The organism is Marinococcus sp. LNHM3E3-2.2 (assembly GCF_056034385.1).
On record NZ_JBQLIC010000007.1, the window covers coordinates 153,030 to 175,632 of the forward strand.

24 protein-coding genes are annotated in these 22,603 nt (G+C 47.2%); 5 read left to right on the forward strand and 19 right to left on the reverse strand.

What is annotated here, in order from left to right; translation table 11 throughout:
• The first annotated feature begins 190 nt into the window (after nt 1–190).
• The gene (locus ACTRXF_RS11145; protein WP_474279131.1) at nt 191–1,009 is read left to right on the forward strand and encodes an undecaprenyl-diphosphate phosphatase; all 819 of its coding nucleotides are present in this window, start codon (nt 191–193) and stop codon (nt 1,007–1,009) included.
• Between the two features lie 41 nt (nt 1,010–1,050).
• Here the strand turns inward: ACTRXF_RS11145 and ACTRXF_RS11150 are convergent, their stop codons facing one another.
• From ACTRXF_RS11150 to ACTRXF_RS11200, 11 genes are all read right to left on the reverse strand, one after another.
• Nucleotides 1,051–1,956, reverse strand: coding sequence for a type II secretion system F family protein (locus tag ACTRXF_RS11150; RefSeq protein ID WP_474262864.1), 906 nt, complete (start codon nt 1,954–1,956; stop codon nt 1,051–1,053).
• Nucleotides 1,957–1,958: 2 nt separating this feature from the next.
• The gene (locus tag ACTRXF_RS11155; protein ID WP_474279133.1) at nt 1,959–2,963 is read right to left on the reverse strand and encodes a type II secretion system F family protein; all 1,005 of its coding nucleotides are present in this window, start codon (nt 2,961–2,963) and stop codon (nt 1,959–1,961) included.
• A complete protein-coding gene (locus tag ACTRXF_RS11160) occupies nt 2,911–4,320 on the reverse strand; it encodes a CpaF family protein (RefSeq protein ID WP_474262859.1) in 1,410 nt (469 codons plus the stop codon). The genes ACTRXF_RS11155 and ACTRXF_RS11160 overlap by 53 nt, the downstream gene beginning before the upstream one ends.
• Nucleotides 4,320–5,144, reverse strand: a complete 825-nt coding sequence (locus tag ACTRXF_RS11165; protein WP_474262857.1) for a CpaE/TadZ family protein — start codon at nt 5,142–5,144, stop codon at nt 4,320–4,322. Before ACTRXF_RS11165 ends, ACTRXF_RS11160 begins: the two co-directional genes overlap by 1 nt.
• Before the next feature lie 3 nt (nt 5,145–5,147).
• The gene (cpaB, locus tag ACTRXF_RS11170) at nt 5,148–6,302 is read right to left on the reverse strand and encodes a Flp pilus assembly protein CpaB (RefSeq protein ID WP_474279135.1); all 1,155 of its coding nucleotides are present in this window, start codon (nt 6,300–6,302) and stop codon (nt 5,148–5,150) included.
• A 12-nt stretch (nt 6,303–6,314) separates the two neighbouring features.
• Entirely contained in the window at nt 6,315–7,211 is an 897-nt protein-coding gene (locus ACTRXF_RS11175) for a pilus assembly protein TadG-related protein (RefSeq protein ID WP_474262853.1), read from the reverse strand.
• A 5-nt stretch (nt 7,212–7,216) separates the two neighbouring features.
• The gene (locus tag ACTRXF_RS11180; RefSeq protein ID WP_474262851.1) at nt 7,217–7,588 is read right to left on the reverse strand and encodes a TadE/TadG family type IV pilus assembly protein; all 372 of its coding nucleotides are present in this window, start codon (nt 7,586–7,588) and stop codon (nt 7,217–7,219) included.
• Nucleotides 7,589–8,101, reverse strand: coding sequence for an A24 family peptidase (locus tag ACTRXF_RS11185; protein WP_474262849.1), 513 nt, complete (start codon nt 8,099–8,101; stop codon nt 7,589–7,591).
• 65 nt (nt 8,102–8,166) lie between these two features.
• The gene (locus tag ACTRXF_RS11190; protein ID WP_474262847.1) at nt 8,167–8,343 is read right to left on the reverse strand and encodes a Flp family type IVb pilin; all 177 of its coding nucleotides are present in this window, start codon (nt 8,341–8,343) and stop codon (nt 8,167–8,169) included.
• Nucleotides 8,344–8,394: 51 nt separating this feature from the next.
• Complete coding sequence (locus ACTRXF_RS11195; RefSeq protein WP_474262845.1) at nt 8,395–8,760, reverse strand: DUF192 domain-containing protein; 366 nt, start codon at nt 8,758–8,760, stop codon at nt 8,395–8,397.
• Between the two features lie 167 nt (nt 8,761–8,927).
• Nucleotides 8,928–11,027 (reverse strand): helix-turn-helix transcriptional regulator, encoded by a 2,100-nt coding sequence (locus ACTRXF_RS11200; RefSeq protein WP_474279137.1) that lies wholly within the window; start codon nt 11,025–11,027, stop codon nt 8,928–8,930.
• Between the two features lie 299 nt (nt 11,028–11,326).
• Here ACTRXF_RS11200 and ACTRXF_RS11205 point away from each other — a divergent pair, with 299 nt between their 5' ends.
• Together ACTRXF_RS11205 and ACTRXF_RS11210 are read left to right on the forward strand one after the other, a co-directional pair.
• Entirely contained in the window at nt 11,327–12,229 is a 903-nt protein-coding gene (locus tag ACTRXF_RS11205; protein WP_474262841.1) for a sulfotransferase domain-containing protein, read from the forward strand.
• A gap of 103 nt (nt 12,230–12,332) precedes the next feature.
• Nucleotides 12,333–12,491 (forward strand): hypothetical protein, encoded by a 159-nt coding sequence (locus tag ACTRXF_RS11210; protein WP_474262839.1) that lies wholly within the window; start codon nt 12,333–12,335, stop codon nt 12,489–12,491.
• A 51-nt stretch (nt 12,492–12,542) separates the two neighbouring features.
• Here the strand turns inward: ACTRXF_RS11210 and ACTRXF_RS11215 are convergent, their stop codons facing one another.
• From ACTRXF_RS11215 to ACTRXF_RS11225, 3 genes are all read right to left on the reverse strand, one after another.
• Entirely contained in the window at nt 12,543–12,812 is a 270-nt protein-coding gene (locus ACTRXF_RS11215) for an FmdB family zinc ribbon protein (protein WP_474262837.1), read from the reverse strand.
• A gap of 1 nt (nt 12,813) precedes the next feature.
• Complete coding sequence (fmdA, locus tag ACTRXF_RS11220; protein ID WP_474279139.1) at nt 12,814–13,998, reverse strand: formamidase; 1,185 nt, start codon at nt 13,996–13,998, stop codon at nt 12,814–12,816.
• Between the two features lie 110 nt (nt 13,999–14,108).
• The gene (locus ACTRXF_RS11225) at nt 14,109–15,158 is read right to left on the reverse strand and encodes a class I fructose-bisphosphate aldolase (protein WP_474262835.1); all 1,050 of its coding nucleotides are present in this window, start codon (nt 15,156–15,158) and stop codon (nt 14,109–14,111) included.
• Nucleotides 15,159–15,398: 240 nt separating this feature from the next.
• Here ACTRXF_RS11225 and ACTRXF_RS11230 point away from each other — a divergent pair, with 240 nt between their 5' ends.
• Together ACTRXF_RS11230 and ACTRXF_RS11235 are read left to right on the forward strand one after the other, a co-directional pair.
• Complete coding sequence (locus tag ACTRXF_RS11230; protein WP_474262833.1) at nt 15,399–16,232, forward strand: GGDEF domain-containing protein; 834 nt, start codon at nt 15,399–15,401, stop codon at nt 16,230–16,232.
• Between the two features lie 235 nt (nt 16,233–16,467).
• Nucleotides 16,468–18,165, forward strand: coding sequence for a methyl-accepting chemotaxis protein (locus ACTRXF_RS11235; protein WP_474279141.1), 1,698 nt, complete (start codon nt 16,468–16,470; stop codon nt 18,163–18,165).
• Nucleotides 18,166–18,209: 44 nt separating this feature from the next.
• On the opposite strand, the gene ACTRXF_RS11240 is transcribed toward ACTRXF_RS11235, so the two are convergent.
• From ACTRXF_RS11240 to ACTRXF_RS11260, 5 genes are all read right to left on the reverse strand, one after another.
• Complete coding sequence (locus tag ACTRXF_RS11240) at nt 18,210–19,751, reverse strand: FAD-dependent oxidoreductase (RefSeq protein WP_474262829.1); 1,542 nt, start codon at nt 19,749–19,751, stop codon at nt 18,210–18,212.
• 22 nt (nt 19,752–19,773) lie between these two features.
• Nucleotides 19,774–20,532: a cytochrome c oxidase assembly protein gene (locus ACTRXF_RS11245; RefSeq protein ID WP_474262827.1), complete on the reverse strand. Its 759-nt coding sequence runs from the start codon at nt 20,530–20,532 to the stop codon at nt 19,774–19,776.
• 4 nt (nt 20,533–20,536) lie between these two features.
• A complete protein-coding gene (locus tag ACTRXF_RS11250; RefSeq protein ID WP_474262825.1) occupies nt 20,537–21,028 on the reverse strand; it encodes a DUF2243 domain-containing protein in 492 nt (163 codons plus the stop codon).
• A gap of 16 nt (nt 21,029–21,044) precedes the next feature.
• Nucleotides 21,045–21,416 (reverse strand): DUF2512 family protein, encoded by a 372-nt coding sequence (locus ACTRXF_RS11255; protein ID WP_474262823.1) that lies wholly within the window; start codon nt 21,414–21,416, stop codon nt 21,045–21,047.
• Nucleotides 21,417–21,657: 241 nt separating this feature from the next.
• Entirely contained in the window at nt 21,658–22,485 is an 828-nt protein-coding gene (locus ACTRXF_RS11260; protein WP_474262821.1) for a sugar phosphate isomerase/epimerase family protein, read from the reverse strand.
• Nucleotides 22,486–22,603 lie beyond the last annotated feature (118 nt).

Below are 22,603 nucleotides of genomic sequence, written 5' to 3' on the forward strand. Positions count from 1 at the left end.
TACACTTGAACCCGGAGAATTACTCTCCGGGTTTTTGTTTGTATAATACTGATGCATCAGTACTTTAAGCACGTAAACTTTTAGTAGCTTTTCCCAAAAAACGTGATAATCTGAAAGTAGCTGTAAAAATCGAAAACTTTTTCTGCAGGAACAGAAAAAGAAGCAAAGAAAGTGGAAGGTAAATCAGAATATGAGTATGTGGGAACTGTTTGTGGCGCTGCTGTTAGGTATCGTTGAAGGGCTTACCGAGTTTGCCCCTGTGTCTTCGACTGGTCATATGATCATTGTCGACGACATTTGGCTCCGGTCCCACGAGTTTTTAGGTACCGAGGTGGCCAATACCTTTAAAGTGGTTATCCAGCTGGGATCGATTCTGGCAGTTATCGTTGTGTTTCGCCAGCGTTTCCGGGACCTGCTTGGATTTTCCAAAAAAACAGAGGCCTCACACAGAAAACTTCGTTTAAGTCATATCATTGTCGGTCTGCTGCCTGCAGGCATTCTCGGTCTTTTGTTTGAAGACTTTATTGATGAGCACCTTTTTTCCGCGCGCACTGTTCTGATAGGTCTGGTAATCGGCGCCTTTCTCATGATTGCTGCTGATTTGTTCCAGCCAAAACAGGTTATTCAAAGCGTAGACCTTATTACATATAAAAAGGCCCTTCTGATCGGCTTCATTCAGTGTTTGTCGCTTTGGCCCGGCTTTTCCCGTTCGGGGTCTACGATTTCCGGCGGTGTTCTCCTCGGGCTAAGCCACCGGGCAGCAGCTGACTTTACATTTATTATGGCTGTGCCAATTATGCTCGGAGCAAGCGCCGTTTCTCTTGCGAGTAAATGGGAATATTTCACCGCCGGCATGATGCCATTTTTTGCTGTCGGCTTTGTCAGTGCCTTTTTATTCGCTTTGGTGTCGATCACATTTTTCCTGAAGCTTATCAACAGGATCCGCCTGATTCCATTTGCTTTGTACCGCATTATATTAGCTGCAGTCGTATATATCGTTTATTTTTAAACACAAAAAAAGAGTCTTTCCGCTTAAGGAAGAGACTCTTTTTAAAATGCATCCATAAACTGCAAAATAGCCGGACCGAGAAGCACGATAAATAACGTGGGAAATATAAACAGGACAAGAGGGAACATCATCTTGATCGGCGCCTTCATCGCTGCTTCCTCCGCGCGCTGACGCCGGCCTTCCCGCACATCCTCCGACTGAACCTTTAATACATTTACCATTCCAATACCAAGCTTTTCCGCCTGAATGATATTATATATAAAAGCGTTCAGTTCATCGACTGTGAGCCTTTCCTTCATACCGTTCAGCGCGTCTTTTCTCGTCCGGCCGAGCCGGAGCTCTTCCAGGCAGACTTTAAATTCATCAATCAGAACCCCGCTTTTCCTGGCGGTTACATTATTTAGGGCGGCGTCAAACCCGAGCCCTGATTCCAAACAAATGGTGAGGAGGTCCAGTACATCGGGGAGTTCTTTCAAAGCTTGTTTGTTTCGATTGGAGGCTTTCATTTTTAAATAATATCCCGGCACGAACCAGGCGAAGGCCAAAGCGAACACAGTCATAAGGACTGCTGGAAGCATTGGTGCCGCGGCCAGCCACAAAAAAACAGCGGCCGCGAGAGGCAGAGTAACCATCAGAATTCCACGGAAGATATTAAAATCTACAGGGTTCCATCCAAAGGGACGTCCTGCCTGCAGCAGCCGGTGTTCAAGCTCTGTGACTTTACCACGGTTCATCCTGCGCTGATAAAGCTTTTTTAACTTTTTCCACCCAGGCTGCACGACGCGCTCGTAAAACGTTGAATTTTCTTCTGGCTCTTCTTGCCGGTCAGGATAAAAGTACGTCTGAATCCGGCGCTCGATCACGTATGCTTTGTCAAAGCGGTAGCTGAGCAGGGTGTAGACAGAGAGAGTTACAAAGGAAAAAAAAGCAGCATATAGGATGACCATTTCTACACCTCAATCGTTGTAATTTTCCGGACCAGGATAAAGCCTATGACTCCGCCAACTGCAGCTATGCCAAGCATAATTCTGCCGATTGGTTCGATAAATAAAGTCATTATATACTCGGGATTTATCACATAAATGACGGCTCCAATCCCCACCGGCAGAAGGCTGATAATAATCCCGGAAAGCCGCCCCTGAGCCGTGAGCGTCTTTACCTGGTTGGCTATTTTTTCCCTTTCCCGCGTCGTCTCTACAATTTTATCCAGCAGGTAGGCAAGGTTGCCCCCCACCTGACGCTGGATCAGCAGCGCTTCGACAAGAAGCTCCAGATCCCCGCTCGGCATACGCTGTTTCCAGTTGTTCAACGCCTCTTCCATAGTGTTGCCGTATTGGATTTCCTTCAGAACTAAATGAACTTCTTCTTTAATCGGCGGGTCCGATTCCTCCGACACCATCTTGAGAGACTGCTGGAAGCTATGACCTGCACGAAGAGAGCCAATGATTGTCGTCAGCATGTCGGGAAGCATCTGATTAAATTTTTGCAGACGCTTCGATTGTTTTTTCTTCAGCCATACCGACGGAATAGCATAGCCGGTCACCCCTCCGATAGCCAAAGCCCCAATAAGATTTGTGAGCAGATAAAATATCCCTCCACTGATGACTACCGCAAACCAGCGAAACACCCGGAATTCTTCAGCTTTTACCGGGATCCCTCCCGCACTCAGCTGCTGCTCCAGAAGCTCTTTTTTTCTTGTCGGCTTTTTTTTACGGATCAAAAGCAGCTTGAGCTTTTCATTTGCTTCACGAAGGTAGCCCTTAAAAGATAGCGGCTTTTTCGGCACTGCGGCCTCTCCACCCACTTCTTCCGAAGTACTGGAAGTAACGGCAATACTTCCTGCAGCGACCAGAAGAAAGCAGGTGAGAAACATAAAAATGAATAAAAGGGGTAAAAGCACTTTAATCCACCACCCGTTCTGTAAAAAGCGAAGGCGGCAAATAAATACCGTCATGCTCCATTCGCTCGTAAAAATGCGGGCGGACGCCGGTCGGAACAAGTTTTCCGATGATTTTTCCGTTGTCATCAACGCTTTCCTGCTGAAACGTAAATATTTCCTGCAGGACGATAATATCACCTTCCATTGCCTGAACTTCTGTAATGCTGGTGATCCGGCGCGTGCCGTCCCGCAGACGGGACTGCTGAATGATAACATCAAGAGCCCCTGCGATCTGTTCACGTATCGCCCTTATCGGCAGATCCATTCCAGCCATCAGCACCATTGTTTCAAGCCGGGAAAGCATATCCCGCGGGCTGTTCGCGTGACCTGTGGCAAGAGAGCCGTCGTGCCCCGTATTCATCGCCTGAAGCATATCGAGCGCCTCCCCGCTCCGGACTTCCCCAATCACAATTCGGTCCGGACGCATCCTCAACGAATTTCTCACCAGGTCCCTGATGGATATGGCTCCTTTGCCTTCAATATTTGGCGGCCGCGTTTCCAGTGAAACGACGTGTTCCTGACCTAGCTGCAACTCAGCGGCATCCTCAATCGTTACAATGCGATCTTCATTGGAGATAAAGGAGGACAGCACGTTCAGCGTTGTTGTTTTCCCGGATCCTGTACCCCCACTGACAAATATATTCAGCTTGGCCTGCACACAGGCTTCAATAAAATCTGCCATTTCGCTGGTAAGCGTACCAAAGTTCACAAGGTCATGGATCGTAAAAGGGTCCTTGGAAAATTTTCTTATCGTTATAGTAGGCCCCCCAAGTGCAAGAGGGGGAATGATAGCATTCACCCGGGAGCCGTCCTGCAGGCGTGCATCCACCATCGGGCTGCTTTCATCCACCCGCCGTCCCAGAGGCGCCACAATCTTTTCAAGCACCTGCATCACATGTTCGTTGTCCCGAAATACAACATCTGTGAGCGTCAGCTTTCCGTTCCGTTCCACATATACTTTATCCGGGCCGTTCACCATAACCTCTGACACGTCTTCGTCCAACAGCAGCGGGTTAATCGGCCCGTAGCCTGTTAAATCATTTTTAATATCTTCGATCAGGGCTCCCCGTTCGCGGATTGGCGGAAGCTGTTCGTTTTCTTCAATCACTTCCGAAATAATGTCTTCAAGCTCCGGGACGATGTCTTCCACATCGTCATTTTTCCGTTCCTTTAAGATGTATTTAAACACCAGGCTTTTCACTTCTGCATGGCCCGGGGGGCTGACTGGTTTTGCCGGCTTTTTCTTAACCGTTTCTTTCTGCTCCGGTTTTTCCTGCGGCACTTCCGCAGAGGTTTTCCGCTTTTCTCCCTGGGGTGGCACGACCGTTGATTCGGGCTTATTTTTTGCTTCCAGGCGATTCATCAGCCCCATTATTGATCATCTCCCGGTGTCGATTTAGTTTTACGCAGCAGCCGATGGATGAGGCTGCTGGAAGAGGAAGCTTTTGCCTCTGGAACGGGCAGAAGCGTGTGCCCTATATGCTTTATCCTTTTCACAATTTCCGCTTTCGGATAGTCAATTACAAATGGCACCCCGGTGTCCATTGCTGTTACCACCCGGCTGCTGTCCTCCGGGAGATAAAAGATTTCCTTTACTGCAAAAAGACCTGAAAAGTCCTGCCCGGCCATTTTTCCTTTGACGGTGGCCCGGTTGACCACCACGCTGCATTTATCCTTCATTCCCAGAGCTTTAAGGGTTTCGATCATCAGGCTTGTATTTTTTAATGAAGCCATACCGTTGGTGGTGACGATGAAAATATCATCCGCCTGTTCAATAAAAGAAAGGCTGCGGTCATTCAGCCCGGCTGCCGCATCCACTATTACCAGATCATTGTCGTTTTTCAATGAAGCCCCTACTGCAGAAAGCTGCGCCTCGTCTATAAGATCGGCGTACTCCGGTCGGGCCGGCGCTGCCATTACGTGGAATCCTTTTTCATGCTTGATACAAAAATTCTGCAGACGGTCCTTTTGTACAGGCTTCGCTGCATCCAAAATGGTGGAATAAGGATCGATATCCAGTGCCAGCGCAAGATCCCCAAACTGCAGATCCCCGTCCACAGCCGTCACTTTCTGGTGCTGGGAAGCGAGATAAACAGCGAGGTTCGCCGTCAGCATAGTCCGTCCTGTGCCGCCGGAAGCACTGCATACAACAGCCATTCTCCCCTGCATTGGTCTGGTATCAGTTGTTTGTGCCACGCTCTACTCCCCGCTTTCCTCAAACTGGGTAATCCGGTTGCTGATCCACCCGGAGCCGTCTTCCCCGTATTCTACAAAAACCCACGTTCTGTTTTCCTCGTCCTGTTCAAACTGATTGGTGTATTCCAGACGGGTTCCGCTATCTACGATTTCCAGTACAGGAGCTTCGAGGCTAGGGAATTCCCGGATATTGGCGCGATACGTGTACGGTGAAAGTTCTATTGCCTGTTGAATATCTGCAGAAGAGTTGTTTTCTTCCGTTTCTGTCGGTGTTTCATCCTGTGGTATTGTTTCCCCGCCTGTTTCATTATTTTCTTCTCCGGAAGAACCGTCATCATTTTCTTCAGGTACCGGTGTTTCCCCGGCTTCCTGATTACTGTCAGTGGCGTCGTTTTCATCTGAATTTTCTACTGAAGGGGCGGTGACCTCCACGGCGTTATCAGCCGATTCTCCCGGTCCATCCCCCTCCGTAGCCTGACTGTATATAGATAGATGGAGATCCCCCTCATCCTGGTTGGCGTTGATGATTTGTGCTGAGCCCTCCTGCGTCAGCTCAAGCGTCACCGCCTGGTATTCTGTCGTTTCTTCTTCCGTTCCTTCTCCTTCTTCATCAGGCGCAGCGGTTGACGTTTCCTGGAAGCGCTCGCCTACTGCAAGAACCCGGACCCTTTCAACCAGCACCTCTGTCTGCATTTCTGCATCTTCATTCATTCTGGTGGAAAGAACATCGACATAGTCGTCCGGCTCCAGCAGATAAGACACGGATTCTTCATAATCCACGTTGACCGAGACTCCCCGTCTTCCCTCTTCCACCTGCTGGGCCAGCGGGGCATCACTGTCGTCAGCGCTCTGAAAATGGTTTTCGAGAATAACTTCCTCATCCGCAAGATCCGATTTCGCGTAGGTGCCGGTTACATCTCCGGGCTCACGGACTGCATTCGGATGCATCTGCTCTTCCGCTATTTCCACTGCTTCCACCATGTCCCCTGTTATTCTCGTTCCTTCGTCAATCGCTTCTGTGGCAGCTACTACTTCGACCATCTTTACGTCTGTTTCTTCTGCTTCTTCCGGTGCGTCTCTTGTAATAAATATGTAGAAAATCACCGTCGTTATCACGCCGGCTATTAAAGCGAAAAGCAGCAATCTTTTTGGCCTCATGTTATCCCGTCCCTACTGAGTCAGTCTGGTTGTATATGCCCCCCGGCTGGCACTACCTTCTACTATAGTACCCTTGCCCACCCGTTGAATAAATCTTCCCCGGACCGAATCGTCATTCTTACTCATTCGCTCCTCCAGGTAAAAATAGGCAAATCCTCGTATTTCCACTTCTCTGAAATTATCATCATTTCCAATCGGGGTATATACCGGGATAAGCATGACTCTGTCACAGTCACGGTCATAAATGTCGCCACTTGGGCAATTATCGATGCGGTGATTGACTCCACGCTCTGTAGGACCGGAAATATTTCCTGTCTGAGTGTTAACCACTTCTCCGACACGCAGAGGTTCATCATAGCCATTCTTTAATGTTTCCTCATACGTTTTAGCACCCGGACCTTCCAGCGCCAGAATTCCGAAATTCCCACCTGTGGAATCGCCGGAATCGACCTTTAGATCATACGTTTCATTAAAAACCAGTTCCGTTTCTTCGTTGATGCCAAATGGGGCAGCCCCTGCCGCCTCCCCAATCGCAGCTACCTCTACATTGGCCGTTGCGTTAATATCTACTGTTTCCACTCCAAATAAAGAAGAAAAAAACACCTCGGTCGGACGCTCCAGCTCAACCCGCACCGACTGTTCTTCCGTAATGTCTGTATTAAATAAGCTTTCCGACTCCCCGTGTGCTCCCAGCACATCATCCACTACATTGGACACTTCTTCTTCAGAATTCATCAGTTCCTGGGCACCGGACAAAGCGGCTGCGTTTACTGTTTTCTGCAGGCTGCTCTGCGTTTTGTATAAGTGTCCGCCATCAATGACTACCCCGCACATCGCTGTTGCTATACCGAGGCCAATCGCCATAAGAATTAACGCATTACCCTTTTCATTTTTTATCCATGTCTTCATAAAGGTCACTCCACCCTTATTGTTGAATTCGTTTCGATCGTATAGGGAATGGAATAATCACCGAGCAAATTAAAAATGGACGCCGGATACGCCGTCTCTACCGTCATATATTCCCCGGAGCTTCGATCTCCCGGCGTTACTGTAACGGTAAGATCTGCCGGATTTCCGCTGTCAAAATTCTCCGTTACATAACTGTTAATTGCTTCATCGCTTTCTCCGAAGCTGCCGATCCGCACTGCTTCCTGGGTAATGAGTTCGAGCTCCTGGTGCGTATAGAGCACCCGCCCGAAATCAATCATTCCAATAAGCAGCGCGATAATAAGCGGAAGAACGAGCGCAAATTCAACGAGCGACTGTCCGTCTTCCTGCCTCCACATTTAAAACAGCATCCCTTCTGTAAATAAATTCACAGCGGCTCCCAAAGCTATAGCTACCCCGTACGGATACGTTTTTGAAAGTGATTGTTTCGACAATCCGCCGCCCGGGATCTTCGTTCCGTTTTTTATATGAGCCAGCCTGTAAAAAAATGATTTCAAAATATTTTTGTGGCGAAGCAGGACGATTAGTCCCATCAAGGCCCCGAGAAGCGCAATAAATATAAAGGACTGCAGCACGAATGTGCCGCCCTTCAGTGCTCCCACTAGTGCCAGCAGCTTCACGTCACCCGCTCCCATGCCGCCCATGGCGTATGGAATAAACAAAAGGGCAAACCCAATCAAAAATCCAAGGAAGGAATGAAACAGCCCTTCCCATCCAGACACTGCGCCGTGGAAAACGAATGCGAGCAGCATGGATGGAAACAGCACTTTATTATAGATTTTTCGTTCCTTTATATCTGTAATCGCACATATAAGTAATACGGTAATCAAAATCCAATCGATAAGTCCCAAGCTTCATCCCTTCCTTTCAGTTTTGACTTAGTTAAGAAAAAGACCCTCTTTTAGAGGGCCTGATGTTATTCTCCTCCACCTGGAATCTTTTCTGTAAGATCCGTAAAGAACCCACCAATTTGTTCTCCTAAAGTAACCAATGCTGCAATAACACCTACAGCAATCAACCCGAGAATTAAACCGTACTCTGTCATGCCTTGTCCTTCTTCTTCCACTACTAAATTTCTAAAAATTTCGACCATTCTGAACACTCTCCTTTTATTGTAAGTAATTGCTTGTCTGGGAGGACCGAGTCAACTGATCTGCCGGCTGGAAGCTTCTTCAAGAGCAAGAACGTCGCCGGGTGCAAGATCTGCTGCCTGAATGCTTCCCGCAGGAAGCTCGATGACCGAGGCAGTACCTTTTACCTTTTTTCCGATTTTCCCTGGGCGCAGCTCTTCGTCCACCTCAAGCACTTCCATCTCCCGGCTGAGATAGAGCACATCTACAGGGAACTTCATCCAAAAGGTGTGAATCGATGGACAAGGAGAAATATGAAGGCCGGAACTAGCCGGGAAATGCTTTTTGAACATTAATCCCCTGAATCGCTGATAAAAATTGTATGCCCCTGTCACATTTTCCGCTATCACCTGTCTGGATTGAAGAACTACCAACTTCAAATGCCTGGCACCTCCTGTTAAACACGCTCACTTCTTTAGAATCAAGCCTTTTGGCTTATGAATTGATTATACCTCGTAAATTTATTGTAAAATATCCCCTTACGTTCCTGTTATAAGGTATATTTAATAGGTTATAACTCCTACTTATGCTCCTATTTTTACTCATTTTAAAATCCCTCGTACTTTACCTGATACGCTTTCGAAATAGCCCGGGCCCGGTCCGGCACGTCCAGCTTTTTGAAAATTTTCGTAACGTGATTTTTTACCGTGTGATCACTAATAAACAGCTTTTCAGCGATCTCACGGTTATTATCTCCTTTTATAATCAGCTCCAGCACTTCCTGCTCCCGGGAGGAGAGGGACGGTTTGTTTGGTACTGCCGGAATCGCCGGTTCTTCTTTCACCTCTGCCGAATTCTGAAAAAACAGCTCCTGGTCATTGATAAACGTTTGCTCCAAGAAATTCAGAAAGCTGTCCTTCCATTCTTCCGAGATGTTTGTCATTGCTTTTATTTCCCTTTGGTCCCCGCCTTCTGCATATACCATGGCCATGGCAAATACTTCAGCCTGTGCGCCTGTGCTTAAACGCGATCTGTTAACACCTTCCTTGAGAGTACGTCCTTCTTCCAACACTTCTCCGACCTGGCTGTCCGGCATTAATTCCTGGATGATCGCCGGGGAATAAGCAGCCAGCCTGCATGCCCCTGTGATGGACGATACAAAGGAAGCAGAAAAATTTCCATGAGCAGTATACTGCTCAGCAATTTCCGCTGCGCGGCTTGACAGTGCAAAGGCTTCCGGATCAAATTGTTTTACCGCCAGATGCATGGCATTGAGCTGCTTGTGCATGCTAAGGCCCGACTCCTCTCCGGCGAGCTTCATGGACACACCGCCGATTACAGAGAGAGCTTCCAGAAATTCCTCCACCTGCCGGGTTCTCACTTCCAATGTACCTACGCATAGTACTCCAAGTATTTCCCCCTGAAAAACTAAAGGGCATTCGAGTACCGGCTCCTTCCACGGCGTTTTTGCCTGCTTCACTTTTTCACGCTCTGTATCCAGTCCAGAAAAGTATTCTGCCGCTGTGCTTTCTGCATAAAGCTCCAGCTCCTGCCTTGAATATCCTCTTGAAATCATCCGGTATTTTCCGCGCTCTTTCTTTTTCAACAGCAGCATAGCGAAGGTTCCCTGACTCATGCTCAGGCTGGCATCTATAAGTATATAGCTGACTTTTTTTATATCCGGGCCGGCCGCCATCAGTCTGCCTATTTCGACCAGGGACCCCAGCTGTTGAATTTGACGATTATTTTCCTCTGCAAGCCAGTCTGTTTTCACTTTAGCTTCTATTACCGAAATCATGGTGAGCAAAAATTCTTTTCCCTTTCCGGATAAAAACCTGCGGGAAAAGCTCCCTCCAAAGATGACGGCGGAGGCTCCGTTAGTTTTCTGGATCGGCAGCGCAAAAAACAAGAGAGGCGAAAGTCCGTAGCGCTGCCAAAAATAACTTTGGGGGCGGTCTTTTAAATTTTCCAGAAACAAAGGCACCTCTGACAGCAGCACTTTGCCAAGCGGCCCTTCCCCGGGGTGGAATGAGAGACTCTCTAACGCCTCCCTATGCTTTCCCGTCACGCGCGTCGTTTCGTATACACCCTCCTCCCCCTCTTCAGCTATCCCCAGTACCTCTGCTTCTTCAAGACCATCGATGAGCAGTTCCAGTAATTCTTCCGTAGAATGCCGCTGAAGGGCCCGGTGCATTAACCGGGTATGATTTTCGGATGAAGACTGCCCGTCAAAGCAAAGCGCCAGAACATTTGCCGCCTTCTGGAAACGGTTAAGCCATTTTTCTCTTTCCTCGATATAAAAAGACGGTGTGTGCTTGATAATTTCTTTCCAGCCGCCTTTTTTTCCATACGCCGATTCAAGACTTGTTTCCACTGTTTTTTGTGCCCCTTCTTCAACCAGCAGTCCTGCCAGTAAAAAATGATTTGGACTTTCATTTTTTTGCAGCGGAACTACTGCTATATGAATCCCCGGAAAAAGATCGTAGAAAAAAGGCTCTCGTGCGTTTAACTTTCCTTTAAACATATGATTTATTTTATCTCTGAGCCCTGCCCCCGGGGCAGCATCGAGTGCTGCGAACAGTTCATTTTCCCCGTCGGTAAAAGCAGATTCGTTCCCCAGGCTGTCAACGACTAGCAATGTAACATTATATAAGGAAGTATACATCGCCTGTATTTCTTCCATTATCTCTGTACGCTGATCCCCCATAATACTGGCCCCCTATGCTTCGTTCTTGGCCCTGTGGCTGTCTATCAGCTGTGAAAAATAAGCTTTCAATAGGAACCAGGGACCTTTTGCCATGTACTGTAGTCCTAATTTCAATGTATACGAATTCTATACCTTTATCGGGGGGAATTAAAAGCTTTTTTCGGGATTCCCGGGCAATTCAAGAAGAATTTACCCTTCTCCGTGAATGCATATGCGACCAAACTCACTGGTCCTTTTACTTTGATTGCTCCTATGGATTTCGGTATGATGGATGCATTCATACCGTAGGAGGCAGGGCGATGCGCAAGACCATTTACATTCATGTAGGTTATCACAAAACAGCTACTACTTTTCTGCAGAAAAGCATTTATCCTAAATTGACGCACCAAATTACATATCTTTCCCGGGGGCATATACAGCCGGATTTGTACAAAATACGCCATAAAAAATTATCGGATAAAGCTACCAGTGATTTACGTAACGAATTTGAGTCAATGATGGAGACGGGAAAACCGCTCCTCATTTCGTACGAGGGTCTCTCCGGCAACCCATTGTCCACGAAAAAAAAGGTCAAAGACAACTACGCCATTTTAGAGGATCTCCGCCGGATTTTTCCTGAAAAAAGCTATGACGTGCATATTATTGTTGGAGTACGGCGGCAGCTTGATCTCCTCACTTCCCTTTACGTGCAGTATATTCACCAGGGCGGCTACAAGCAGGCCGCCGTCGTGTTTGAGGAGTGGGAGCAGCTGGGAGTACTCGACGGCTACTATTATTTCAGCTACATGGAGCGTGTCACGCAATTGTTTGGCAAAAACAACTATTATCTCATGCAGTACGAGCGGTTCCGGCAAAATGAAATGCAGGAAATTAAAGGACTTTTGCAGTATATGGGGATTGAAAAAATACCCTCCTACAGCAATACAAAAGTAAACCGGAGCTACGGCACCATGCAGGTGAAGGCTGCCAGAAAGATGAACTATTTTTTAAAAACTCCGTTTAATCCCGAAGCCCCTGTTCCAACAAAAAGAGGAAAGCCTCTATCCCGAAGGCTGTTGCAGAGCCGGGCAAGCTTTATGCTTCACCACCAAAAATATTTTCTCCCCGAGTCTCTTCAGAAGGTACTTCAGGCAAAGTACCAAAACGACAATCAACTGTTTTTTCATCATTACAGTATTGATTACACGAAGAAAGACATTTAAAAGACACAGTTTTCAACAACTGTTTTCCAACTTTCTTCTGTTTGTGATTAAACCGAACCTTTCCGGGGTAAGACTATTTAAACATCCTAAAGGAGGCTGAGATATGTATAAACGGGAATCCAGGGACTCAGCTGACAAGCCCAACCGTTTATTTTTAAAAATCACTAAAAAACCTCTTCTTTCTTCTTCAATTGTTTATGGTGTCATGCTGGCCACCATAGCGATTATTGGCATAGCTGGAAAAGACAAAAATTCAAATTAACAGTAACTCAAAAATAGTTAAAGGAGACCCGTTTGTTCCGGGTCTCCTTCTTTAATGTCCTGCCTGCCAAGGGCGCGGTGTCCGCTGTATGGTCCTTTGTTTTGCGGACAAATCCTTTTGCTGTACTGTTTTCGGCTGCATTCCGTTTTCAATCCTCGATTTTACTTTCGTATCCATCTTTGACAGGTTCACCGGCTGAAAGACTCTTCCGGCCACTGCCCCGCACATAGGGCACGGGGCTTCACTGACCCGGGCTCCTTTGGAGACAATCCAGCTTTCAAACGTACCGCACGTCCGGCATTCAAAGGTGAATTGGGCCATACTAATCAAGCTCCGGCAAAATATTTTTATAAAATATATCCTTAGGCAGGGCGAGCGTGCAGCAGGCATTCGGTATATCTACGACGCCTGCTACAGTGCCCTGTACCGGCGCAGTACCCAGGAGCATATAGGCCTGCTCGCCTGTGTAGCCGAGTGTTTTCAGAAAATCAATCGCATTCAGGCACGCATTCCTGTAAGCGACGTTAGCATCCAGGTAGGTCTGCGCTCCCGAGAACTCGTTCACCGACACGCCTTCAAAAACCAGAAATTCATTATAATGCGGCATGACTGGTCCTGGCTTAAAGACAGGATTGCGCTTAATACGGTGTTTTTCCATGCCGTTCTTTATCACGTGTACTTTCAGGTCAATCCAGCCGGGCATTTCAATGCCACCGCAGAACGTAATTTCTCCATCTCCCTGCGAGAAATGAAGATCTCCCACCGACAGCTTCGCTCCATCTACAAACACCGGAAAGTATACCCTTGATCCTTTCGAAAGGTTCTTGATGTCACAGTTTCCCCCATTTTCCCGGGGCGGGACGGTTCTTGCTCCTTCGGCGGCAACCCGTTCGAACTCTTCACCTTTGAGTTCACCAAGCACAACTGAATCCTTCGTTGGAAGATTCGCAAGCGGCGGCACCCGGTCAGGATTTGTATCCACCAGTTCCTTTTCCCTGCGGTTCCATTCAATCAGCATATCCTGTGAAGGAGCCACGCCGATCAGCCCCGGATGAATGATGCCTGCAAACTTTACATTCGGAACATGTCTCGAAGTCGCATAAATACCTTCAAAATCCCAAATGGATTTGGCTGCTTCCGGATAATGGTCCACTAAAAAGCTTCCGCCGTTTTCTTTGGCGAAAATACCGTTAAATCCCCATTCATGCGAGTGAAAAGTTCCGATATCCAAAATATCAACAACGAGCAGGTCCCCCTCCTCCACTCCATTCACGTGCACCGGCCCGCTTAGTACGTGCACACGATCGAGGTTCACATGTTTTATATCCGAAGGGTCATCATTGTTGCTGATCTGCCCGTCGGTCCAGTCCAGGCATTCCATACGGAATGTCTCTCCCGGTTCTACAGAAAAAGCGGCAGGAATATCCGGGTGCCAGCGGTTATGCCCCGGCGTCGTCTGCTGGTCCATTGTTTTATTGAGGTCTACTTCAAACAGTTTTTTCGGCATATAAAATCCTCCTGTTTATAAAGGTAGCCAGAGACACAGCATACGATGTTTAAATTTTCTGAATATATTAGATAAAAAAAAGGGGAAGGCTCTCCCCTTTTTTCTACTTCTTATGCTAAAGTAATCGACTCATCCGCATAGACGCTTTGCACAGAGCGGATAATCTCTATACCGTCCTTCATCGGACGCTGGAACGCTTTGCGTCCCATAATCAGTCCCATGCCGCCGGCACGCTTGTTAATTACCGCTGTTTTTACGGCATCCTCCAAATCCGATTCTGCAGAACCGCCGCCGGAATTGATTAAGCCAGCCCGTCCCATAAACGAGTTCATTACCTGATAACGGGTCAGGTCAATTGGATGGTCACTTGTCAGCTCTGAATAAACCTTGTCATGTGTTTTGCCGTAGCTGACAGCGGTGTAGCCGCCGTTGTTGGTCGGCATCTTTTGTTTCACAATATCAGCCTGCAGACTTGCTGATAAATGGATCGCCTGACTCGTCAGATCGGAGGCGGTGTGATAATCGGTGCCGTCTTTTTTAAAGCCAGGGTTACGAAGATAGGCCCAGAGAATGGTGCCAAGACCGAGCTGGTGAGCGCGTTCGAAGGCCTTCGATACTTCCTGGATCTGCCGGTCACTCTGCTCAGAACCAAAATAAATCGTCGCTCCAACCGCTACGGCCCCCATGTTATAGGCCTGTTCCACAGATCCAAACATGATTTGGTCATGTGTTTCCGGATACGTTAACAATTCATTGTGGTTAATTTTGGCAATGAAAGGGATTTTGTGCGCATAATCTCTTGCAATCGAGCCAAGTGCCCCGATCGTTGAAGCTACCGCATTACAGTTACTTTCCATCGCAAGCTTCACAATGTTTTCCGGGTCGAAATACATCGGGTTCGGAGCAAATGAAGCCCCTGCCGAATGCTCAATGCCCTGGTCTACCGGCAGAATGGACAGATAACCCGTTCCGCCAAGCTGTCCGTGATCAAACAGGCTCTGCAGGTTGCGCAGAACTACCGGAGAACGATCTGTCGATTTGTATACCCGGTCGACAAAATCAGGCCCCGGCACATAAAGGTTTTCTTTCGGCACCGTCTTGCTTTCATGATTTAATAAGTAATCCGCGTCTTGTCCTAATATTTCCTTCGTTGAAGCCATCATGATACCTCCTCACCATTTTAGGAAATTCTTCTTACCTAATTCCCTTTTTAGGGAAGAAAATAAACAAATTTTCGAAAGATTTTATGAAAGGATAAGCCTCCGAAAAATGTTTGTATGAATGATTTCCGCTTTAAGTATAAGACTTTTTAGGATTGTGACGATATATATAGCAAGTACTGCTTCTTAATTTAAACTTCTATAATGCAATCAACTTTTCCGCTGGAAAGGGCGTTTCTTATGAAAATAAATTATCTGTTTGTGATGTTTTTTTTGTATATGTTTCTCGGTATTTTCATAGGAGTCGGTTTTGCTGTTCTTATTCCGATGGTCATTCCCATACCCGGTTCTTTTTTACACATGTTTTATATCGCTTCGATTACAGCCGGTGTGGCACTCGGGCTTTTGAATTATTTTCTTTTCTTCAGCTTTGTACGCAGATGCATTTTTCACTTTCAGGCTGTATTGACCTCTGTGCGAAACGGAGACCTGAGCGCCCGAGCCTCCTTTCAAAGTACCGGAATGATCGGTCGTTTAAATGCTGATTTGAACCGTACTATCGCCCACCTCGAAACGACCAAAGAAATGGTTGGCCGCGACGATTTAACCAAGCTGCCCAACCGTGTTGCCCTGCAGCAGTTTTTTCAGAAAACCTCCGATGCAGAACTTCCTTATCTTCTTTATTTTATCGACATTGATCAATTTAAAACCGTTAATGATACTTACGGCCATGTGACCGGTGATCGTGTGCTTCAATTTACTGCCAGCAGAATTGCCAGCGCCTGCTTTCCGGAACAGCATCTTTATCGTTTAGGCGGAGATGAGTTTGTCATTATGGAAAGAATCCGAACAAAAAGCGGGAAAAGCACACAGCTGACCCAAAGCCGGATAGACCAGCAGCTCCGGGTTCCCTATACAGATGGGGAAAACACTTTTACGATCACCGTCAGCGTTGGAACTTACGAATCCCTGAATCAGCAGGAGGATTTCGCCGCCGTCCTACATAAAGCCGATCAGGCAATGTATAAAAACAAACGTCAAAATCAAGAAAATATACTTCCCTTAAGCGAGTAAATACGGGAAGCCTTATTCCGCCGAAAAATCCCTTCACAATTTCTTCATTTTTACAGTAACAATGACCTATACTTTTCAGCCTAATTTATATCGATAAATGTCTGTAGAGTTAATTCTTTTTATCTGCTTAATATTTCCATTCCATCATTCTCATAAAAAGCAGAAACAAAAGAACAGCAGCTGTATTTTTCGCAAGGGGGAAGTATTACTACATTAATTTAGAGGGGTGTATGGAATGAAGGAATGGTTTAACTTCAAAAGTCTTCGCGCAAAAATCTTAACCGGTTTTTTGTCACTTGTGGTGCTGGTAACAGCACTCGGGGTCTATAATTTTTACGCTAACAGTAAAGCGAATGCTGAAACAGAAGGTATCGTTGAGGAGCAGCTTCCGCTGTTAATCGCTGACGAAAAGCTTGCTTTTAATATGGCCCAGCGTGTTGCTTTATCACGTGGGTACGTTTTATTCGGCGACGAGGAATTCAAAAGCAGCTTCATGGAATATACCGAGGAGAGCGCTGCGCTGGAAGAGGAAACGCTTGCCAATTTCGAATCCGCTGAATTAGAAGCACTAACGGAACAAAGCATTGAATGGGAGCAGATTATTACCTCAGAAGTTTTTCCAGCCTATGAGGCAGGAAATGAAGAAGAAGCTAAACAAATTTTAAACACAGAAGCCAAACCGCTAGCCCGCGAGGTTATGAGCGGCTTTGAAGAGTTAGCCACAGAGAGAGAAGGATTAATCACCACCGCAGGTGAGGAAATGCTTGAAAGCGGCAGGAATATGATGACCACCGGCACGATTGTTTCCCTGCTGGTTATCATTGCCGGAGTGGCAATTGCCTTTTTTATGGCGCGCACGATTTCTGCCCCGATTAAAGCGGTTATGCAGCGGATGCAGTCCATTGCAGATGGAGATTTGAGCCAGGATCCGATGCAGACTACCGCACGCGACGAAACCGGCAAGCTCGTACTCGCTGCCAACCAGATGAATGACAACATGGCCCAGCTGCTTGCACAAATTAAAACGATGTCCGCGAACGTATCGGGTCAGAGTCAGAATTTAACCCATTCTGCAAACGAGGTGAAAGCAGGATCCCAGCAGGTGGCAGTTACAATGGAGGAGCTTGCTTCCGGGGCAGAATCCCAGGCCACAAGTGCCAGCAGCATTGCCTCCTTAATGAGTGATTTTACAGAAAATGTTTCTGATGCCCATACGAAGGGCGAAGACGTCCGCAATGCCTCGACTCATATTTTGTCTATTACAAATGAAGGTCGCGAGCTGATGGATAATTCGGTTCATCAAATGGAAAAAATCGATGCTATCGTGAAAAATGCCGCTGTGAAAGTGGAAGGACTTGATAAACAGTCCCAGGAGATTTCAAAATTAGTGTCTGTCATTAATGATATTGCTAACCAGACCAACCTGCTTGCTTTAAATGCAGCCATTGAGGCTGCCCGGGCTGGCGAACAGGGGCGCGGCTTCGCCGTAGTCGCTGATGAAGTGCGGAAGCTGGCCGAGCAGGTCTCTGCTTCTATCACAGACATTACCGGCATCGTGGAGGGAATCCAGAACGAATCGTCTTCCGTCACTGCCTCTCTGCAGTCAGGCTATAAAGAAGTGGAAATCGGCACCACCCAGATCCAGACTACTGGCGAAACCTTTAATACAATTAATACTGCTATTCAGGAAATGGCAGAAAATCTTCAATCTGTTACTCAAAATCTGGCAGCCATCTCTTCAAGCAGTCAGGAAATCAACGCTTCTATTGAAGAAATAGCTTCAGTATCCGAGGAATCTGCTGCCGGCGTTGAACAGACAGCGGCTTCCGTCCAGCAGACGAGCAGCTCCATGGAGGAAGTTTCCGCTAATTCGGAAAACCTTAACGATCTTGCCCGCCAGTTGAACGCTGAAGTAGATAAATTTAAGCTGTAATACGAGTAAGAAGGCCCGGAGATTTTTTCTCCGGGCCTTCTTTGTTATTCAAGATCTGTTTTACGCTTCAGCGGCGTTACTGCCGGCCCTTCAATAACTTCTCCGTCGTAGGAAAATCTCGAACCATGGCACGGACAGTCCCAGCTCCGTTCTGCATTGTTCCAGGAGAGATCGCAGCCCATATGCGTACAGGTGGTGTCGACAACATACAGTCGGCCCGTTTCGTCCCTGTAAGCGCCCGCCTTTCCGTCTTCTGTATTAATTAAAGCTCCTTCATCATTTTCCAGGTTCTTTTCTTTATCCCCTCTGTTGGCCTTTCCTTTAATCATTTCTTTTCCTACGTCCATGTTTTCGGAAGCAAAGGATTGAATGTTTTTCTTTTTCAACTCGGAACGTGTTGGATCAAAAGCCTCCTTATACACATTTTCATTACCGAGTACATAATCGGCGAGCATCTTCCCTGCTGCTTCACTGTTACTCATGCCCCACTTCATAAATCCGGTGGCAGTAAAAATCTGTTCTTCCCCGGATGTCATTGGGCCCACATAGGGCATTTTATCCAGAGTGATCATATCCTGAGCCGACCAGCGGTAAGGGACCGTCTGCAGACCGAAGTACTCTTCACCAAAGCTGCGCAGTGCTTCATACCGTTCGAACGTATTCGTTTCATTTTTTCCGGACGTGTGTCCTTCCCCGCCAATTAAAAGCAGTTTCTCCCCGTTTTCATCCTTTGCTGTACGAAGCGACCGCGAAGGGGAATCTACACTGATATACATATGCTTTGGCATTGTCTGAACTTTTGCCCCTATGATGTAGGAACGCTCCACATGCAGACGACTGTAGTATTTTCCCATACCGTCGTTAAAAGGGAAATGACTTGTTACCAAAAGGTAGTCACTGGTAACCGTGCTGTCGTTGTTTGTATTGACCACTACTTTCCCATTGGCTTTATTCACATCAGCTGCACGTGTATTCTCGTACACACGCCCGCCAAGGCGGACTACCTCTTCAAGAAGGACCCGGTAATAATGCACTGGCTGAAACTGAGCCTGATCGCGGATAACGAGAGCCCGCTCGACAGCGTACGGAAGATCATGTTCGTCAGAAGCATCACCGCCGTTTACATTTAATAACCGGTACGCCTCCGCTTCCTTCTCCATCACTTTTTTCTGCTGCTCGCTTTTCGTATAAATAAAAGCGTCCCGCTCTTCCCATTCACAGTCAATATTAAGCTCAGTAACCCGCTTGCGCATATCGCTGATCGCCTGTTCGTTAGCTTCAAAGTACTGGCTGGTTTTTTCCCGGCCGTGATTCTGAATCAGCTCATCGTACACCATTCCGTGCTGGGAGGATATTTTTGCCGTTGTATTCCCGGTTGTACCTTCGAGCACCCTGCCCGCTTCCAGCAGCACCACCTTCGTTCCGGCCTTTGCTAAATAGTAGGCTGCTGTGATACCGGCTGCCCCGGCTCCTGTGATAGTCACTTCAGCCGTGTCTTCTCCACTATGTGCAGGCATGTGTGTAGTTTCGCTTTCCTTAAGCCATAAAGAATTCGGATATAAAGGGACATGTTTATTGTTAGTCATTGCAGTTCCTCCTTATAGTTATTCAGGCTGCCCGTGCTTCTTGCTGCTTGGGACGGGCCGCTTTATACCAGTGCCAGCAGAGAATCACCATAATGGCAATATCCACCGCATCGCCCCCGTAATACATCAGCATCGAACCTGCCCGAGCAGCTTCCTGACCAATTCCGGGCGGCGGAGATGTATATAAATACTTGGACAAAATACCGTGGCCTGCAAGGGCTGTTACAAGCACCCCGGACCGAAACAGAAAAGAATACCGGTGCGGGGCCGGATCGATATAAATAATAGAAGCTGTAAACACATATCCCGCTAAGAAAATATGAATATGAACAGTGGTATAAACGAGCACGGACTCATGCATCAAAGCGTACAATCCAGTCGTATACAAAAGCCATAGGCCGCCAATATTTAACACCGAAGCCGTCACCGGATGAGATACTATCGCCACAAAGCGGCTCCGCAATAATTTAGACAGCTTTTTCGCTGAAGGCACTGGGAGAGTTCGGAGAGCAAGCGTCACCGGCGCCGAGAGCACCATACAAAGCGGGGCCAGCATACCAAGCAGCAAATGGCCGGTCATATGAATGACAAAGGAATCATGAGCCATCCGGGGAATCGGCCCAAGCACCGAAATGACTGCCGACGCTGTACCGGCAGCAAACAGCCCAATGCGGTATACCGGCCATCCAGTGTCACGAAAGGCCGCAGCAAGATACAAGAGACAGACAACGACAAAAGGGGCTGCAAGCACGCCTTCTGCAAAATAATGTGAAGTAATCATCAGTTTATACAGCTGCTCTTTGCTTTTTTATCCGCGAAGTTTGTCTCCATACGATTATCCCGGCAACAAGCAGTACGAACGCGCTGATGTTCCACACCAGATCATATGGCAGAATATCTACCCCGTATCTTATTTGATGGATGCCCATCCACTTATGATGAACGATCCCGTCATACAGCTGAAAGAAGCCGACTCCGGTTAACATCCCCCCGATCCACCGGCGCAGCCAGAAGCTCTGCCGGCGCCGGAGATCAGCAAACATAAACAGGGCAGCTACTGTAGCAAACCAGCTGAATGCGTGAAAAAAACCATCTGAAACGATCCCGACAGCCGTGGTCGATAAATCATAAAAATGATGCCAGTTCAGAAGCTGATGAAAAACGGCTTCATCTATAAAAGCGATGAGCCCGAGACCGAAAAGAAAACCGGATAACAAGTTTCTTCCGGCGTAATTCGCCTGGTTTCTCCGAAGCATAGCTTCGTTTTTTTCTGACATGACTAAGCCTCCTACGTTACATATCTGTTTTCACACGATTGCTCGAAAAAAGCACGTGCGTGCCCAGATAAAAATGAAACATATATTCTGCTGTTCCCATCAGCACAGCGGCTGTTATTGCTGCAAGCAGCACCGGGCCTGAAAAGGAAATTACAGCACCTGCAATTAAAATAATCACAAACACAAGAACGGCATCCCCAATCGCTGCGATCAGGCTTTTTACACGGGGGAGCAGCATTAGATCACCGAACGGATAGCTGATTGCGCCGATAATAATAGTGAGCACCAGCACACTCCATACAGAGACCCCGTTTGCGATACCGAGCACCAAAAATAACAGAGCCGCCGTCATCACTCCTTTTCCGGTTAATGCTTTAATGTGTTTCATGTTCTCCTCCTTTCTGAAGCCGGTTTATAAAACGCAAAAAGCCAGGGAAAGACGTATCTCTTTTCCTGGCTTACCGCAAGGCTTACTCCCGCGATTGCTGCCTTTTTTTATTCAGTTAATGCTGGGCTATCCCTCTATTTCCTTAAAACGCATTTACATAAACGCTCTTTTAATCACTCGAGCTAGCGCTTTGCGAGTGAGCACCAGGCTTAAGAGGTGGATATATTCTTCTTTCGTTCTATTATGACTGGAAAAGATACTGCAGTTTTTCAAGCGACTTTTCGGCATATTCATTAACACAATCTATTCTGGACTTTTTTTCTTCTGAAGGAAATACATTCAATTCCGGTGCCAGGCATTCTACTGTAATCGTTCCATCGTACCCAGTTTCTTTAATAGCCTCAGCGATCGCCTCCCAGGGAAGTCTTCCGTACCCGAGGCCCTGCCGATTAGTATCTGCCACATGTATATGGCTGAGGGCTGGGCCCAGATGATGAAAAGGCTTCTTCATGCTGCTCTCCTCAATGTTCATGTGAAAAGTATCGAGCATCGTCGTCACAAATGGATGTCCGGTTTCTTCCACGAGCATAAGCGCCTGCCATCCGGTATTAATGATACAACTTTCGTAACGATTTAACGGCTCAATGACCAGAGCAATGTTTCTTTCTTCTGCATAGGGAGCTATTTCCTGAAGTGATAAAACGGCTGCTTCCCATTCTTCCTTGCCGTTTCCTTCCGGCACTGATTTGCCCGGGGCACACGGGGAAAGCACCATATATTCTGCACCGGCCCGGTACGCCCGGCTAATCTGTTCTTTAAAATAATTTACAGCTGTTTTTCGCATAGTTGGATCAATCTGTGATAAATCTGTTTCTTTCCGCGGCCATCCTGCATCCGCACACAGGCCCCGGATACGGATCCCGAGGGCTTCCGCCTGCTGGATTAATTCCTCCCAGTTATAGTCCTTCGCGTGAATTTCAATTTCATCGTACCCTATGGAAGCTGCGTCACGCATTGTCTGTTCAATTGGCTGGTCTCCAAAGATCCAGCTGCATATCGAAAATTTCATCTCGTTCTCCCCTTCACTATTATGCCTGCCTTCTAATATATTCCTTACCCAGCTCTCCTGTAAGCATGTTTTTAACCAAATATAAAACAAAAAAACCAGCGGTTTGTCACCGCTGGTC

Coding starts and splice junctions, on each gene's coding strand:
- ACTRXF_RS11145 (WP_474279131.1), top strand. CDS start 191: ATGAGTATGTGGGAACTGTTTGTGGCGCTGCTGTTAGGTATCGTTGAA.
- ACTRXF_RS11175 (WP_474262853.1), bottom strand. CDS start 7,211: ATGAAGACATGGATAAAAAATGAAAAGGGTAATGCGTTAATTCTTATG.
- ACTRXF_RS11180 (WP_474262851.1), bottom strand. CDS start 7,588: ATGTGGAGGCAGGAAGACGGACAGTCGCTCGTTGAATTTGCGCTCGTT.
- ACTRXF_RS11200 (WP_474279137.1), bottom strand. CDS start 11,027: ATGGGGGATCAGCGTACAGAGATAATGGAAGAAATACAGGCGATGTAT.
- ACTRXF_RS11230 (WP_474262833.1), top strand. CDS start 15,399: ATGAAAATAAATTATCTGTTTGTGATGTTTTTTTTGTATATGTTTCTC.
- ACTRXF_RS11210 (WP_474262839.1), top strand. CDS start 12,333: ATGTATAAACGGGAATCCAGGGACTCAGCTGACAAGCCCAACCGTTTA.
- ACTRXF_RS11245 (WP_474262827.1), bottom strand. CDS start 20,532: ATGATTACTTCACATTATTTTGCAGAAGGCGTGCTTGCAGCCCCTTTT.
- ACTRXF_RS11215 (WP_474262837.1), bottom strand. CDS start 12,812: ATGGCCCAATTCACCTTTGAATGCCGGACGTGCGGTACGTTTGAAAGC.
- cpaB (WP_474279135.1), bottom strand. CDS start 6,302: ATGAGGCCAAAAAGATTGCTGCTTTTCGCTTTAATAGCCGGCGTGATA.
- ACTRXF_RS11155 (WP_474279133.1), bottom strand. CDS start 2,963: ATGACGGTATTTATTTGCCGCCTTCGCTTTTTACAGAACGGGTGGTGG.
- ACTRXF_RS11205 (WP_474262841.1), top strand. CDS start 11,327: ATGCGCAAGACCATTTACATTCATGTAGGTTATCACAAAACAGCTACT.
- ACTRXF_RS11235 (WP_474279141.1), top strand. CDS start 16,468: ATGAAGGAATGGTTTAACTTCAAAAGTCTTCGCGCAAAAATCTTAACC.
- ACTRXF_RS11255 (WP_474262823.1), bottom strand. CDS start 21,416: ATGAAACACATTAAAGCATTAACCGGAAAAGGAGTGATGACGGCGGCT.
- ACTRXF_RS11260 (WP_474262821.1), bottom strand. CDS start 22,485: ATGAAATTTTCGATATGCAGCTGGATCTTTGGAGACCAGCCAATTGAA.
- fmdA (WP_474279139.1), bottom strand. CDS start 13,998: ATGCCGAAAAAACTGTTTGAAGTAGACCTCAATAAAACAATGGACCAG.
- ACTRXF_RS11160 (WP_474262859.1), bottom strand. CDS start 4,320: ATGGGGCTGATGAATCGCCTGGAAGCAAAAAATAAGCCCGAATCAACG.
- ACTRXF_RS11150 (WP_474262864.1), bottom strand. CDS start 1,956: ATGGTCATCCTATATGCTGCTTTTTTTTCCTTTGTAACTCTCTCTGTC.
- ACTRXF_RS11240 (WP_474262829.1), bottom strand. CDS start 19,751: ATGACTAACAATAAACATGTCCCTTTATATCCGAATTCTTTATGGCTT.
- ACTRXF_RS11190 (WP_474262847.1), bottom strand. CDS start 8,343: ATGGTCGAAATTTTTAGAAATTTAGTAGTGGAAGAAGAAGGACAAGGC.
- ACTRXF_RS11250 (WP_474262825.1), bottom strand. CDS start 21,028: ATGTCAGAAAAAAACGAAGCTATGCTTCGGAGAAACCAGGCGAATTAC.
- ACTRXF_RS11225 (WP_474262835.1), bottom strand. CDS start 15,158: ATGGCTTCAACGAAGGAAATATTAGGACAAGACGCGGATTACTTATTA.